Source organism: Micromonospora sp. CPCC 205561 (genome assembly GCF_036906775.1).
Taxonomy (GTDB): Bacteria; Actinomycetota; Actinomycetes; order Mycobacteriales; family Micromonosporaceae; genus Micromonospora.
On record NZ_JBAKHV010000049.1, the window covers coordinates 1 to 12,922 of the forward strand.

The window sequence follows — 12,922 nt, forward strand, 5'->3', positions numbered from 1 at the left end:
CGCGCCGACCAGGGCGGGCCGCGGCGGCGCGGCGACCTCGACGGCACGCCGCGCGGCGTCGCGCCGGCGACGCCGGCCGGCGAGGACGGCCGCGGCGGCGAGAAGGAGCAGCCAGGCCACGGCGAAGGCCGGAAGGGTGAGCAGCCGCAGCGCGCCCAGCAGCTCCACCGTCAGCACGGCGAACGCGCCCGTCACGAGGGCCGCCCGGACCAGCGCGAGGCGCCGCCCGGCCACGGTCTGCGCGTCGATCGGCCGGAGGGCGACGGTGAGCAGGCCGATCGCGGCGACCGGCGCCAGGGCGAGCGGGTAGCCGACTGCCGACATGGCGGAAGTAAACACCATGAACCTGGGGCCGCCGCGCGGGACGCCCGCGGTGCTGAGCACCGCGCCGCTGACCTGCCAGGCTAGGCTAGGGCCGACATATCGTCGCCACCGTGGAGATTCCCGTGAAGCTCTCGATCCTCATGCCGGTCTACAACGAGGAAGAACGCATCGCGGATGCCCTCAAGCAGGCATTGGCAGTCGACTACCCGTGCGAGATCGAGCTGGTCGTGGTCGACGACGGCAGCCGGGACGGCACCGCCGAGGTCCTCGGCCGGGCGGACGACGCGCGCCTGCGGGTCATCACCCACCAGCGCAACGCCGGCAAGGGCGCGGCCATCAAGACGGCGGTCGACAACGCGGAGGGCGACTACATGGTCATCCTCGACGCCGACCTGGAGTACGACCCGCAGGACATCCCGAAGCTGCTCAACCCGGTGCTCGACGGGCGGGCCACGGTCGTCTACGGCAACCGCACCTTCGGCAGCCACAGCGCCTACAGCTTCTGGTACGTGATGGGCAACAAGGGCGTCACGATGGCCGCGAACGTGCTGTTCAACTCCTACATCGGCGACCTGGAGACCTGCTTCAAGCTGATGCCGGTAGCGCTCTACCGCTCGCTGGACGTCCGCTCGCGCGGCTTCGGCATGGAGGCCGAGGTGACGGGCAAGCTGCTGCGCCAGCGCATCCGCCCCTACGAGGTCCCGATCAGCTACCGCGCCCGGGGCCGCGAGGAGGGCAAGAAGATCACCTGGAAGGACGGCGTCGAGGCGCTCTGGATCCTCGGCCGCGAGCGCGCCCGCCGCCGCCCCCTGGGCGCCCCGACCCGCTGACCTTCCGCGCCGCCCCTCCGCGGCTCCCCTCGCGCCCGCCGCCGGAGAGTTCCGGTACGTCCAGGCCAAGTCGAGGCGTCCCGCCGCGTGCCCGTCGGGCGTGCCTCAGCCGCCGGCCGGCACCGGCACCCGGTCCAGGAACCCGTCGACCGAGCGGCGCAGCCCGGCCGCGTCCAGCCCGTGCCAGCGGGTGTGGTCCTCGGCGGAGCCGTAGCGGCGCAGCTCCTCGCGCCCGACGCCCAGCGCCAGCAGCCGGTGCGGTCGGTCCGCCAGCGCCGCCGACACCACCCGGGCCGACGTCCCGGCCAGGTAGGGCTCCACCAGGATCACCTCGCCGCCGGCCAGCGTCCGCAGCCCCGCGGTGTCGAAGGGCCGGGGCCGGTGGGTGTACGCCACCGTCACCCCCAGGTCGGCCACCGCCGCCAGCGCCGCGTCCAGCACCGGGCCCACCGCGACCAGCAGCGGCGCCCCCGGCCCCGCGTCCCGGACCACCCGCAGCGCGCCGTCGCCGTCGTACGGCCGGGCGTTGTGCAGCGTGGACAGTCGCAGGTACGTCGAGCCGTCGCCGGCCACCGCGCCGCGCAGCAGCGCCGGCACCTCCTCTGGGTGCCCGGGGACGTGCACCGTCCAGCCGTGCAGGGTGTCGACCAGCGAGACGTCGGCCGGCGAGAGATGGGTACGCCCCGACTCCGCCCGGTCGTACGACGCGCCGATGCTGACCAGCACCGCGCCCACGCCCTGGTGGTCCAGGTCGAGCTTGAGCTGCTCGTACGCCCGCTCGATCAGGAAGGGGGCGTAGCTGTGCGCGATCGGCCGGAGCCCGGTCAGGGCGAGCCCGCCGGCCACCCCCACCAGCAGTTGCTCCCGGATCCCGACGTTGATCACCCGGTCCGGGTGCAGGTGCGCGGCCGGGACGAAAGAGGCGGCGGAGATGTCGGCCAGCACCAGCGCCGTGCGCGGATCCTCCGCCAGCAGCGCGGTGGTGGTGTCGACGAAGCGGTCCCGCATGGTCATCCTCCCTGCTCGACGACCGCGACGACGAGGTGCGGCCGGTGGTTGTCATGCCCGGTCAGGGCGGTGTGCAGGGCGTCGTGGTCGCGCCCGTCGACGGTGGCGGCCGTCCAGCCGTTCACGGTGAACCGGGCCGCGATGCCGCCCGGCCAGCCGTGGGAGGCCGAGCCGTTGTCGACCACGATCGCGGTGAGGCTGCCCAACCCGGTCGCCCCCGCGTACGCGATCGCCTCGTGGTTGGAGCCCTCGTCCAGTTCGGCGTCGCCGAGCAGCACGTGCACCCGGGGCGTCAGCAGACCCTGGGCGCGCAGCCCGAGCGCGGTGCCCACGCCGAGCCCGAGCCCGTGGCCGAGCGAACCGGAGCCGATCTCGACCCCGGGCACCAGCGTCCGGTCCGGGTGGTCGCCGAGCCGGCTCCCGGGCCCGCCCTGGTCGTCCAGCCAGTCGACGGGGACGAAGCCCTTCGCGGCGAGCACGGCGTAGTAGCCGGCGACGGCGTGCCCCTTGGAGAGCAGGAACCGGTCCCGCCCGGGGTCGTCGACGGTCTCCGGGGCGATCCGCAGGATCCGGTCGTAGAGCACCCAGAGCACGTCGACGGTGGAGTGCACGTTCGCGCCGAACTCCCGGCCCGCGCGGATCCGCTCGTACAGCGGCGCTACGGGCTCCGGCAGCGGCGGGACGGTCGGGTCGGCCGGTGTCGCGGTGGCCAGGGCCGTACTGGCGGTCGTCGTGGTCATGCCGCTAGCCTGCAAGTTGAAGCCCACTTCAACTCAAGGCGACGTGATGCACGAGTCTCTGACCATCGGCCAGCTCGCCACGCGCAGCGGCGTGGCCCCCTCGGCGCTGCGCTACTACGAGCGGCTCGGCCTGATCCGGGCGGAACGGACGGGCGGCAACCAGCGCCGGTACGCCCGCACCGAGCTGCGCCGGGTGGCGTTCGTCCGGATATCCCAGCAGGTCGGGATCTCGCTGGAGGAGATCCGGGAGGCGCTCGACTCGCTGCCGTCGGCGCGTACCCCCACCACCGAGGACTGGGCGCGGCTCTCCCTGACCTGGCGGGAGCGGTTGAACGAGAAGATCCGGCTGATGACGAAGCTCCGCGACGACCTCGACGGGTGCATCGGCTGCGGCTGCCTGTCCCTGCAACGCTGCACCCTCTACAACCCCGGCGACTCGCTCGCCGGCGAGGGTCCCGGCGCCCGACTGGTGCTTCCCCCGAACGGCCGAGGAGCCGACCCCGCCTGAGTCGTCCCACCCGGCCGTGGCCCGCTCGCCCGGCCGTGGCCCGCTCGCCCGGCCGTGGCCCGCTCGCCCGGCCGTGGCCCGGGTCGCGGTCGGGGCGCGGCCCGCTGCGCCTAGCCGGTGGTGAGCAGCACCTTGCCGAGGTGGTCGCTCGACTCGACCAGCCGGTGCGCCCGCGCCGCCTCGGTGAGCGGCAGCCGCCGGTCCACGACCGGTCGGACCGCCCCCGACTCGACCAGCGGCCACACCTGGTCGCGGACGCCACGGACGATCTCCGCCTTCTGACCCAGCGGGCGGGACCGCAGCGCGGTGGCCGCGAGCGTGCCCCGCTTGGCCAGCAGCGCCCCGAGGTCCAGCTCGCCCCTCCGGCCGCCCTGCATGCCGATCACCACCAGCCGGCCGTCGGCGGCCAGCGCCGCCACGTTCCGGGACAGGTAGGCGGCGCCCATGATGTCCAGGATGACGTCCGCGCCCCGGCCGTCGGTGACCCGCCGAACCTCCTCGACGAAGTCCTGCTCGCGGTAGTCGATCGTGTGCGCCGCGCCCAGCTCGCGCAGCCGCTCGTGCTTGGCGGCCCGGGCGGTGGCCACCACCTTGGCGCCGAGCGCCACCCCGAGCTGGATCGCGAACGTGCCGATCCCGCTGCCGCCCCCGTGCAGCAGCAGGGTCTCGCCCGCGTCGAGGCCGGCCACCCGCACCACGTTCGACCAGACGGTGCAGGCCGCCTCGGGCAGCGCCGCCGCGTCGACCAGGTCGACGCCCGCCGGCACCGGCAGCAACTGCCCGGCCGGCACCGTCACCCGCTCCGCGTACCCGCCGCCGGCCAGCAGGGCGCAGACCTCCCGGCCCACCTCCCAGCCGGCCACGTCGGGACCGATCGCGCTGATCACCCCGGAGCACTCCAGCCCGGGGTACGCGGGCGCGCCCGGCGGCGGCGGGTAGTGCCCCTGCCGTTGCAGCAGGTCCGCCCGGTTCACCGCGCTCGCCCGCACGTCGACGACCACCTCGCCCGGGCCCGGCTCGGGATCGGGCACCTCGGCCCAGACCAGTGCGTCGGGTCCGCCGGGCTCCGGAATCGTCATAGCGCGCATGTTCCGTGTCTACCCCACCCGGCCCTCGACCCACGCCCGTGCCAGGATCTCGTCCACCGTCTGCGCCGGTGTCAGCGCGGAGCTGTCCAGCCAGAGCCCGATCCGGGGCGTCTCCGCCCGGAACTCCGCGTCCAGCGCGGCGACCGGCCAGTCTCCGTATCCTTTCTTCTCCCGCGCCTCCTCGCGGGCCGCGACGACCTCCGGGCTCGGCGCGAGCACCACGACCGCCAGCGGCCGGTGCCGGATCCGGTCGACCATCGCCGGCAGCTCCGCGCCGAGGATCACGTCCTGGAGCACGACGGTGAAGCCGGCTGCGGCGTACCGGTCCGCGGCCGACGCGGCGAGGTCGTAGCGCAGCCGCAGCTGCCGCCAGGCCTCCTCCGACGGCTCGGCGGTCATCTCCGCCCGGCCGCTGACCACCATCCGCCGGAAGACGTCGCCCCGCAGGTGCACCGCGCGGGTCAGCCGCCGGGCCAGCCCTTCGGCCACAGTGGACTTGCCGGCGGCCATGATGCCGCTGACCAGCACGACCGAAGGCTGCTCCCACACGCCCCCTATCCTTCCAGCGAGGGGGCCGTGCCCGCTCGCCCGGCGCTCCGTCGTGGCAGACTAGGCAGGGTCGCCCCCTCGCGGGTCGCGACCCGGGAGGGTTCGCCTAGTGGCCGATGGCGCTGGTCTTGAAAACCGGTAAGGCAGCGATGTCTTCGTGGGTTCGAATCCCACACCCTCCGCCCTCCGGGCAGCGATAAGCCTCCTGAACAGCCCGATGCCGATCCGGGGCGTGAGCGACACGGGGCCGTCGGCGTGACGGCAGCGCTCCCCGACCGAGCTGCTTCGGCGGCACGCCGTTCCCCCGCGTGGTGCCACAACCAGTTCCTCGGCCGCGTCGCGGTGGCGAACGTGTCTCGGAACGGCCTTTTCGGCGGCCTCTCACCGCATCGTGACGGCGGCGAGGGTGCGGATCAAGGCGCTCTCTGCCGCGAGCAGCCCCGTGCCGGCAGTCGGCGGGCGGGCCGACTGCGGCAACACGCGACTTCGCACCGCGGTCGTCCCACCGCGCTGCCTGGAAGGGCTTCCGCTCGTTACCTGCATTGAACCTGTCCGGGTACAGGTCGGTTGGTGTGGGTTCCGCGGGATGGGCGAGCGGCGCCCTGCCCGGCCCGGACGCTCGCGGACCGCGGCCGCTCCACGAGCGGGTCGGCGGGTTCGAGCGGTCCTGGAACGAGAGTTCCGACCGGCTGGACACCTACGCGCAGGACCTCAAGCAGACACGGCAGGAGGAATGACCGATGGCGGGGGTAGGGCAGAAGACGCGGGCGGAGCCGGCGACGGCCGACCGGGAGATCGTGGTCTTCCGGGTGATCGACGCTCTGCGGGAGCTGGCGTTCGAGGGCGGCCAGCGGGCCCCGATCAGCCTGGCGGCCTACGTCACCGGGACCGTTCGGAAGGGGGTGGAGAGCTGATGGCCGGAAAGGTGTTCTTCAGCATGTCGATGTCGCTGGACGGCTTCATCGCGCCCGAGCCCGTGCCCGTCGACAACTACTTCGCGCCCGAGAAGCAGGACGACCCGGACGTGCGGCGCTGGATGGCGCAGTGGATGGAACTCCAGCAGTGGATCTTCCCGCTGCGGTTCTTCCGGGAGAACCTGAACCTGGGCGAGGGCGGCGAGGAGGGGCGCGACAACGACTTCGCGCGGGAGACGTTCGAGCGCACCGGCGCGAGCGTCATGGGCATGCGCATGTTCGACCTCGGGGAGCAGACGTGGCCGGAGGAGGCGCCCTTCCGTACCGCGGTCTTCGTCGTGACGCACACCAGGCGTGACCCGTGGGAGCGGCCGGGCGGGACCACCTTCCACTTCGTCAACGACGGCATCGAGTCCGCGCTCGACCAGGCCCGCGAGGCCGCGGGCGACCGCGACGTCCGCATCGCGGGCGGCGGCGCGACGATCGTGGAGTACGTGAACGCCGGCCTGGTCGACGAGTTCTCGATCACGCTCTCGCCCGTGCTCTTCGGCGCCGGCATCCGCCTGTTCGACGGCGTGGACGCGTCCAGGGTCGCGCTGGAGCCGGTCCGCTCGGAGTTCTCGTCGCGGGCGACGCACCTGATCTACGACGTGCGCCCACGGTAGCCGCGCAACGGCGTGCGACCCCTCCGACACTCCGCCGCGGATCGCCTCACGAGCGCGCTCCGACTACCCTCGCCGCCGTGGACCCAGTGGAGATCGAAGCACCTGTCGTCGGTGTCACCGTCTATCCGGACCGGGCCCGGGTCACCCGTCGCGGTGGTACCCGGCTGGCCGCCGGCGAGCACCGGGTACGCGTCGCGCCGCTGCCGATGGGCCTGCGACGCGACTCGCTACGGGTCGGCGGCCGGGGCGCGGCCACCGTGCTCGGCGTGGACGTCACGACGTGGCGGCAGGCCCGCAGCGCCGACGGGCAGGTCCGCGAGCTGGAGCGGAGGAGCCGGGAGCTGGCCGACGAGCTGGCCGAGGTGGACGACGCCGACGAGGTCGAGGGGCAGCGGGGGCAGTTCCTCGCCCGGCTGGCCGAGCGGGCCGGCGGCACGTACGCCCGGGCGCTGGCCTCCGGTGACGCCGGCCCCACCGACGTGGCCGCCTTCGTCGACTCGGTGGCCGGTCAGCTGGCCGAGTCGCACCGTCGCCGGCGCGGGTTGGCCCGGCGGCGTACCGACCTGACCGAGGAGCTGGCCGCCGTCGAGCGGGAGCTGGACGCCGCGAGCGGCAAGCGGGAACCGGACAGGCTGGCCGCCGAGGTGACCGTGTCGGTGGACGCCGACGAGGCCGAGCTGGACCTGGAGCTGAGCTACCTGGTCGACGGGGCCCGCTGGCAGCCCTCCTACGACCTGCGGCTGGTCGACGACACGATGACCGTCACCTGGTTCGGGCTGGTCAGCCAGGAGACCGGCGAGGACTGGCCGGAGTGCGAACTCCAGCTCTCGACCGCCCGCCCGGCGGCGGCGACCCGCGTAGCCGAACTGTCGCCCTGGTATCTCGACCGGGTCCGGCCGATGCCGGCACCGATGGCCGCGTCGGCCGCGAGCTTCGGCGCGTTGCCGCCGCCACCGGCGCCCGGCGCGGCGCCGGCAGGGGCGTCCCGCTCCGGTGCGCGGAGCCCCAAGGTGCGGGAGAGCGTGGCCGCAGTCGAGCAGGGGGTCACCGCCGCCACCTACCGGCCGGCCCGCCCGGTGGCGGTGCCGGCGGACGGCAGCGCCCACCGGGCCACCATCGCCGTACTGGAGTTGCCGGCCCGGCTGGACCACGTGACCGTGCCGGTCCGCGCGGCCGAGGCCCACCTGCGCGCGACGGTCCGCAACACCTCGGAGCACACGCTGCTTCCCGGCCCCGGGGCGGTCTTCCACGGTGCCGACTTCGTCGCGGCCACCCGGCTGCCGACCTGGGCGCCCGGCGAGGAGACCGAACTGGCGCTCGGGGTCGACGACCGGATCCGGGTGGAGCGGAAACTCAGCCGGCGCGCCGACACCAGGGCCACGCTCGGCTCGACCCGCCGCCGGGACGTGGAGTACCGGATCAGCGTGGCGAACCACACGCCCCGGCCGGCGGCGGTGGAGGTACGCGACCAGCTGCCGGTGTCCCGCGACGAGGGGGTGGTCGTACGGGAGCCCACCCTCGTCCCGCCGCCGGCCGAGCGGACCGAACTGGGCGAGCTGACCTGGCGGCTGCGGCTCGGGCCGGGGGAGAGCGGCGAGATCAGCATGGGCTTCCGGGTCGAACTCGCCAAGGGAATCGAGCTGGCCGGCTGGCGGGAGTGACCCCGAGGACCCGCCGCCGGGACCGGCCGCGCAGGCGTCCCGCCCTCGTCGCGCGCGGCGACACGGCCCGACGGGACGGCGGGCGCTTCCGGTTCGATCCCGGGCCTCGGCGGGGTATGAAGGGGCGGAGAAAGAACCGCACACCGGAAGGACCGTCCCGATGACCCTGGACCGACCGATCGCCCCGGACCCGTACGAGCTGCTGCCGACCGTCGCGTCGTTCACCCTCACCAGTGACGACGTGCAGAACGGCGAGCCGATGGACGCCGCGTACGCGCACGGCAGCGTCGGGGGCGAGAACATCTCGCCGCAGCTCGCCTGGTCCGGCTTTCCCGCCGAGACGAGGGGCTTCGTGGTGACCTGCTTCGACCCGGACGCGCCCACCGGCAGCGGGTTCTGGCACTGGGTCCTGGTCAACCTGCCGGCCGACGTGACGCGGCTGCCGCGCGGCGCGGCCGGGGACGACCTCGGCGGCGCCTTCACGGTCCGCAACGACTACGGCGAGCAGGGGTACGGCGGGGCCGCGCCGCCGGCCGGCGACCGTCCGCACCGCTACGTGTTCGCGGTGCACGCCCTCGACGTCGAGAGCCTCGACGTCACCCCCGACGCCACCCCGGCCTACGTCGGCTTCAACCTGGCCTTCCACACCCTGGCCCGAGCCGTCATCCGCCCCACCTACCAACTCAAGCAGTAACCCCCGCCCCGCTCTCCCCCTCCCGCCCCGCTCTCCCGCTCTCCCGCTCTCCCTCGCGATCTTGCACCTACTGCCCCGGCACAAGGGGCAAAGGCCCCAGCCGGACGGCCGAAAGTGCAAGATCGCGCGAAAGGGAGGGCGGGAGCGGGCGGGAGCGGGCGGGGCGGGGGTCAGGCGGGGACGCGGGCCACGGCGAAGACGGACTGGCCGAACGGGGGGAGGACGCGCTGTTCCGCCGCCTTGGTGGCGGGCAGGACGAGGGTGTCGTAGACCTTGACCATCGGGCCCTCCTTCGGCATCAGCCGGAAGACCTTGGTCGCCATGAAGTAGCCGATCAGGCCGAGCGCGTTCGCATAGTGGATCTTCTGCACCGTCAGGCCGGCGTCGGTCATCGCGGCGCCCAGGGTCTTCTTCGTGTAGCGGCGCACGTGCCCGGTGGCGATGTCCGCCGGGCTCATCGCGAACTGGAACGCCGGCACGATGATGATGATGTTGCCACCGGGGCGGACCAGCTCGCGCATGCTGCGCAGCGCGCCCACGTGGTCCTCGATGTGCTCCAGCACGTTGTACGACACGGCGGCGCTGTAGTCACCCCGCTCGGAGTGCGGCAGCAGCATCTGCCGGACCTCGATGTGGGGCTGGTCGGCCAGCCGCTCCTTGAGCAGGACGAGCCGGTCCGGGTCCGCCTCGGTGGCGGTGAACCGGGGCAGCCGCTCGGCCCACTCCAGGGCGTAGTCGCCGAGCCCGCTGCCGATCTCGATCGGGTTGTCACCGAGGTACGGCAGGGCCAGCTCGACGAACCAGCGACGGTGGTTCACCGCCGTCGCGAGGCCCTCCAGGACCTCGGACTGCACGCGCTGATCCCCAGTGATTTCTGCCATGCGTCGATTCCTCACGATATGAAACTCGACCCGCGCCTGGACCGACAGAGTGAATCATCCGCGCTGGGGGCAGAAGAATCGGGGCACCGAAGGTGGCCGAAATGCGGTCGGGGGTGGGCACGTGATCGGCGGGCGGCGAACCCGGCACATGGTACGGCAGTACCCCGAAACATGTCACGGCGGCACCAGAGCCTGACTACTCTACGAATCGTTATGACTACTCCCGAACCGGGCCTCCCCACCGGCACGCCCGGACCGGGGGCGTCGGAAAGCGGGCACGACCGGGGCGTACGGTCCCCGGGCGGGCGGTGGGCGGACGCGGCCGCGGTGGCGAGTTTCGTCGCGCTCGGCTTCTGGGTGACCGCGCGGCTCTGGCTGCGTCCCTCGCACGGCGTGCGGGACAACCGCACGGACCAGTCCCAGTTCGAGTGGATGATGGCGCACGGCGCGCGGGTGCTGACCGATTTTGTTGATCCATTCACCTCGGACCGGATGAACGTGCCGGAGAGCGTCAATCTCATGGCAAATACGTCCGTATTATCCGTATCCCTGCCAATGACGCCGGTCACGCTTCTGCTCGGTACGCGGGCGTCGTTTCTGCTCTTCCTCACGCTGGGCATGATCGCCACGGCCACCGCCTGGTACTTCCTGCTGTCCCGGGTGGTCGTCGGCACCCGCGGGCCCGCCTGGCTCGGCGCGGCGTTCTGCGCGTACGCGCCCGCGATGGTCTCGCACGCCAACGCGCACCCCAACATCGTCTCGCAGTACGTGGTGCCGCTGATCATCTGGCGTACCCTGCGGCTCGCGGAGCCGGGGCGCTGGCTGCGCAACGGGGCGCTGCTCGCGTTGGTCATCGTCTGGCAGGCCTTCATCAACCTCGAGGTGCTGCTGATGACCGCCATCGGGCTGGGCGTGGTGGTCGGGGCGCTCACCCTCGGCCGGCCCGAGCTGCGCCGCCGGGCCCGGCCGTTCCTCGCCGGCCTGGGGACGGCCGCCGTGATGGCGCTGCTGCTGCTCGCGTACCCGCTCTACGTCCAGTTCTTCGGCCCGGGGGCGTACCACGGGCTTTCCTGGCTGATCCGGGGCTACTCGACGGACCTCGCGTCGTTCGTGGCGTACTCGCGGGAGTCCCTGGCGGGTGACGCGCGCAGCGCGCAGGGGCTGGCGAAGAACCCGACGGAGGAGAACGCCTTCTTCGGCTGGCCGCTGGTGGTGCTCGTCGTCGCCCTGGTCTGGTGGCTGCGCCGGCACGTCGTGGTGCGCGGTCTGGCCGCCCTCGCACTGCTCTTCGGCCTGCTCTCGCTGGGGCGGGAGGTCCAGCTGAACGGCAGGGGGACCGGGATCCCCGGCCCGTGGGCGGCGCTGGAGAACCTGCCCGTCCTGCACTCGGTGGTGCCGACGCGCTGGGCGCTGGCGATCACCCCGATCGTCGGGGTGCTGCTCGCGTACGGGGCCGAGCACGTGCGCGCCCTGGCCGCCCGGCACCCGGGGGCGCGCCGGCAGCTCCGCTTCGCCGCCGTGACGGTACTGGCCATGGCCCTGCTGCCGATCCTGCCGACCCCGCTGCCCACCACCCGCCTCGACCCCGTGCCCGCCTTCGTCACCTCGGGCGCCTGGCGACCGTACGTTGCGGGCGGGCGGAGCGTCGTGACCCTGCCGCTGCCCGACTCCCACTACGCCGACCCGCTGCGCTGGTCGGCGCGGACCGGGCTGGAGATGCCCATCGCCCGCGGCTACTTCCTCGGCCCGGACACCCGTCCCGGCCAGGACCGGGTCGCCCTCTTCTCCGCGCCACCCCGCCCGACCAGCGAGTTCTTCGCCGAGATCCGGCGTACCGGGGCGGTGCCGCCGATCACCCCGCAGGCGCGGGTCGACGCGGTCGGCGACCTGCGGTACTGGCGGGCGGGCGCGGTCGTGCTCGGGCCGCACCGGCAGGCCGACCCGCTGCGCCGGGGCATGACCGAGCTGACCGGCGTGCGCCCCACGTACACCGCGGGGGTCTGGCTCTGGGACGTCCGCCCGCTCACCGACTGAGGCCCGACGGTGTGCCGGGTGCGGCCGGCGGTGGTGAGGTCGCGGTCGACCGCGACGGAGCGGCGCGGCGAGTGACCCGTCAGGCCTGGCGGACGCAGCAGCCCTGGCAGATTTTGGGCCTGGGGAGGGTGAACGCGAGGCAGCAGGTGCGGCGCTGCACGGTCGGCTCGCCGTTCGGGCCCGGGACCAGCTCGACCAGGTCGGCGAGGTCGAGCGCGCCGAGCAGCGTCTCGATCGTCTCGACCGACGACCCGGGCAGGCCGTCGGCGGCCCGGAGGACGCCGTGGGCGATGCCAGACGCGACGGACCCGAGCAGGGTACGGGCACCGATCCGGACCTCGGCCTGGATCGCGGCGACCATCGGGGCCAGGTGGGCGTCGAGCAGCGAGGCGCGGAGCACCCGGAGCAGCTCGGCCTCGTCGGCGACCACCCGCACCTCGGGCGGCCCGGCGAGCGCCAGCGGGTCGCTCGGCAGCACGGCGACCGCGGTGGAGCGACGCAGGCCCATCGTGAGCAGCGGGCGGTGGTCCTCGAAGTGGATCAGCACGTCGGCCGGGTCGAGCAGCGGCACCCGCCGGGCCGAGGCCCAGCCGAGCACCACGGGAAGCGCCGCCCAGTAGCTGTACGACTTCCAGGCCAGCGCGGCGCAGGCGTGCGGGGTGCCGCCCCAGCGCGAGCTGGCCGAGTGGAGGAAACGCGGCAGCAGGGTGCCGTCGACCAGGGTCGTGGCCGGGCTCCAGCCCAGCTCGTCGTGCACCAGCAGGCCGCGCGCGAGACCCGGCACGTCGTCGGTGCCGAACATCGCGCGCATCGCGGCGGTGACCGGGGCCAGCGGCGCGGCGGCGATCTCCCGCTTCGGCATGACCGCTGTCACTCGACCCACCCCCGCCCCGTCGTCACCGCAGGGCTCCCGCCCTACTGAGCTAAGGCTAGCCTAACCACAGGCTCGGCGCTAAGGGAAGCCTCGCCTCTGTCGGATCGTGAGGCGCGGGCCACGTCGCCCCGTGTGGGCGTTCTACCCGGTGT

The 12,922-nt window shown here is 73.7% G+C and carries 13 protein-coding genes, 1 tRNA gene and 2 pseudogenes; 9 read left to right on the forward strand and 7 right to left on the reverse strand.

Annotated features, from left to right (window positions below; all coding sequences use genetic code 11):
* A pseudogene (locus tag V6V16_RS22065) lies at positions 1-324 on the reverse strand (hypothetical protein); the annotation flags it as partial.
* 122 nt (positions 325-446) lie between these two features.
* Between V6V16_RS22065 and V6V16_RS22070 the strand changes: the two are divergent.
* Positions 447-1,154, forward strand: coding sequence for a glycosyltransferase family 2 protein (locus V6V16_RS22070; protein ID WP_334564960.1), 708 nt, complete (start codon positions 447-449; stop codon positions 1,152-1,154).
* Positions 1,155-1,259: 105 nt separating this feature from the next.
* On the opposite strand, the gene V6V16_RS22075 is transcribed toward V6V16_RS22070, so the two are convergent.
* Positions 1,260-2,162, reverse strand: a complete 903-nt coding sequence (locus tag V6V16_RS22075) for a transketolase family protein (protein ID WP_334564961.1) — start codon at positions 2,160-2,162, stop codon at positions 1,260-1,262.
* A gap of 2 nt (positions 2,163-2,164) precedes the next feature.
* Complete coding sequence (locus V6V16_RS22080; RefSeq protein ID WP_334564893.1) at positions 2,165-2,902, reverse strand: transketolase; 738 nt, start codon at positions 2,900-2,902, stop codon at positions 2,165-2,167.
* A 46-nt stretch (positions 2,903-2,948) separates the two neighbouring features.
* On the opposite strand from V6V16_RS22080, the gene soxR reads away from it, so the two are divergent.
* Positions 2,949-3,410: a redox-sensitive transcriptional activator SoxR gene (soxR, locus tag V6V16_RS22085; protein WP_334564895.1), complete on the forward strand. Its 462-nt coding sequence runs from the start codon at positions 2,949-2,951 to the stop codon at positions 3,408-3,410.
* A 110-nt stretch (positions 3,411-3,520) separates the two neighbouring features.
* Here the strand turns inward: soxR and V6V16_RS22090 are convergent, their stop codons facing one another.
* Both V6V16_RS22090 and V6V16_RS22095 read right to left on the reverse strand, forming a co-directional pair.
* A complete protein-coding gene (locus tag V6V16_RS22090; RefSeq protein ID WP_334564897.1) occupies positions 3,521-4,498 on the reverse strand; it encodes an NAD(P)H-quinone oxidoreductase in 978 nt (325 codons plus the stop codon).
* Positions 4,499-4,507: 9 nt separating this feature from the next.
* Positions 4,508-5,047, reverse strand: a complete 540-nt coding sequence (locus V6V16_RS22095; protein WP_334564899.1) for an AAA family ATPase — start codon at positions 5,045-5,047, stop codon at positions 4,508-4,510.
* 95 nt (positions 5,048-5,142) lie between these two features.
* Between V6V16_RS22095 and V6V16_RS22100 the strand changes: the two genes are divergently transcribed.
* The 6 genes and pseudogenes from V6V16_RS22100 (at position 5,143) to V6V16_RS22125 (ending at position 8,981) form a co-directional block, all read left to right on the forward strand.
* Positions 5,143-5,229 (forward strand) — tRNA-Ser (locus V6V16_RS22100).
* A gap of 378 nt (positions 5,230-5,607) precedes the next feature.
* Positions 5,608-5,784: pseudogene (locus V6V16_RS22105) on the forward strand (transcriptional regulator); the annotation flags it as partial.
* Between the two features lie 3 nt (positions 5,785-5,787).
* Entirely contained in the window at positions 5,788-5,961 is a 174-nt protein-coding gene (locus tag V6V16_RS22110; protein ID WP_334564901.1) for a hypothetical protein, read from the forward strand.
* On the forward strand, positions 5,961-6,626 hold the full coding sequence (locus tag V6V16_RS22115; protein ID WP_334564903.1) for a dihydrofolate reductase family protein: 666 nt from the start codon (positions 5,961-5,963) through the stop codon (positions 6,624-6,626). Before V6V16_RS22110 ends, V6V16_RS22115 begins: the two co-directional genes overlap by 1 nt.
* A gap of 77 nt (positions 6,627-6,703) precedes the next feature.
* Positions 6,704-8,287, forward strand: a complete 1,584-nt coding sequence (locus tag V6V16_RS22120; protein WP_334564905.1) for a mucoidy inhibitor MuiA family protein — start codon at positions 6,704-6,706, stop codon at positions 8,285-8,287.
* A gap of 160 nt (positions 8,288-8,447) precedes the next feature.
* Positions 8,448-8,981, forward strand: a complete 534-nt coding sequence (locus V6V16_RS22125; protein WP_334564906.1) for a YbhB/YbcL family Raf kinase inhibitor-like protein — start codon at positions 8,448-8,450, stop codon at positions 8,979-8,981.
* A gap of 170 nt (positions 8,982-9,151) precedes the next feature.
* Here the strand turns inward: V6V16_RS22125 and V6V16_RS22130 are convergent, their stop codons facing one another.
* On the reverse strand, positions 9,152-9,862 hold the full coding sequence (locus tag V6V16_RS22130; protein ID WP_334564908.1) for a class I SAM-dependent methyltransferase: 711 nt from the start codon (positions 9,860-9,862) through the stop codon (positions 9,152-9,154).
* A 213-nt stretch (positions 9,863-10,075) separates the two neighbouring features.
* Here V6V16_RS22130 and V6V16_RS22135 point away from each other — a divergent pair, with 213 nt between their 5' ends.
* Entirely contained in the window at positions 10,076-11,896 is a 1,821-nt protein-coding gene (locus V6V16_RS22135) for a hypothetical protein (RefSeq protein WP_334564910.1), read from the forward strand.
* A 79-nt stretch (positions 11,897-11,975) separates the two neighbouring features.
* Here the strand turns inward: V6V16_RS22135 and V6V16_RS22140 are convergent, their stop codons facing one another.
* On the reverse strand, positions 11,976-12,758 hold the full coding sequence (locus tag V6V16_RS22140) for a ferric iron reductase (protein ID WP_334564962.1): 783 nt from the start codon (positions 12,756-12,758) through the stop codon (positions 11,976-11,978).
* Between the last annotated feature and the right edge of the window lie 164 nt (positions 12,759-12,922).

What these genes read in the sequence shown, in the direction of transcription:
- soxR (WP_334564895.1), top strand. Translation starts at nt 2,949, where the DNA reads ATGCACGAGTCTCTGACCATCGGCCAGCTCGCCACGCGCAGCGGCGTG.
- V6V16_RS22075 (WP_334564961.1), bottom strand. Translation starts at nt 2,162, where the DNA reads ATGCGGGACCGCTTCGTCGACACCACCACCGCGCTGCTGGCGGAGGAT.
- V6V16_RS22115 (WP_334564903.1), top strand. Translation starts at nt 5,961, where the DNA reads ATGGCCGGAAAGGTGTTCTTCAGCATGTCGATGTCGCTGGACGGCTTC.
- V6V16_RS22110 (WP_334564901.1), top strand. Translation starts at nt 5,788, where the DNA reads ATGGCGGGGGTAGGGCAGAAGACGCGGGCGGAGCCGGCGACGGCCGAC.
- V6V16_RS22135 (WP_334564910.1), top strand. Translation starts at nt 10,076, where the DNA reads ATGACTACTCCCGAACCGGGCCTCCCCACCGGCACGCCCGGACCGGGG.
- V6V16_RS22130 (WP_334564908.1), bottom strand. Translation starts at nt 9,862, where the DNA reads ATGGCAGAAATCACTGGGGATCAGCGCGTGCAGTCCGAGGTCCTGGAG.
- V6V16_RS22140 (WP_334564962.1), bottom strand. Translation starts at nt 12,758, where the DNA reads ATGCCGAAGCGGGAGATCGCCGCCGCGCCGCTGGCCCCGGTCACCGCC.
- V6V16_RS22080 (WP_334564893.1), bottom strand. Translation starts at nt 2,902, where the DNA reads ATGACCACGACGACCGCCAGTACGGCCCTGGCCACCGCGACACCGGCC.
- V6V16_RS22125 (WP_334564906.1), top strand. Translation starts at nt 8,448, where the DNA reads ATGACCCTGGACCGACCGATCGCCCCGGACCCGTACGAGCTGCTGCCG.
- V6V16_RS22090 (WP_334564897.1), bottom strand. Translation starts at nt 4,498, where the DNA reads ATGCGCGCTATGACGATTCCGGAGCCCGGCGGACCCGACGCACTGGTC.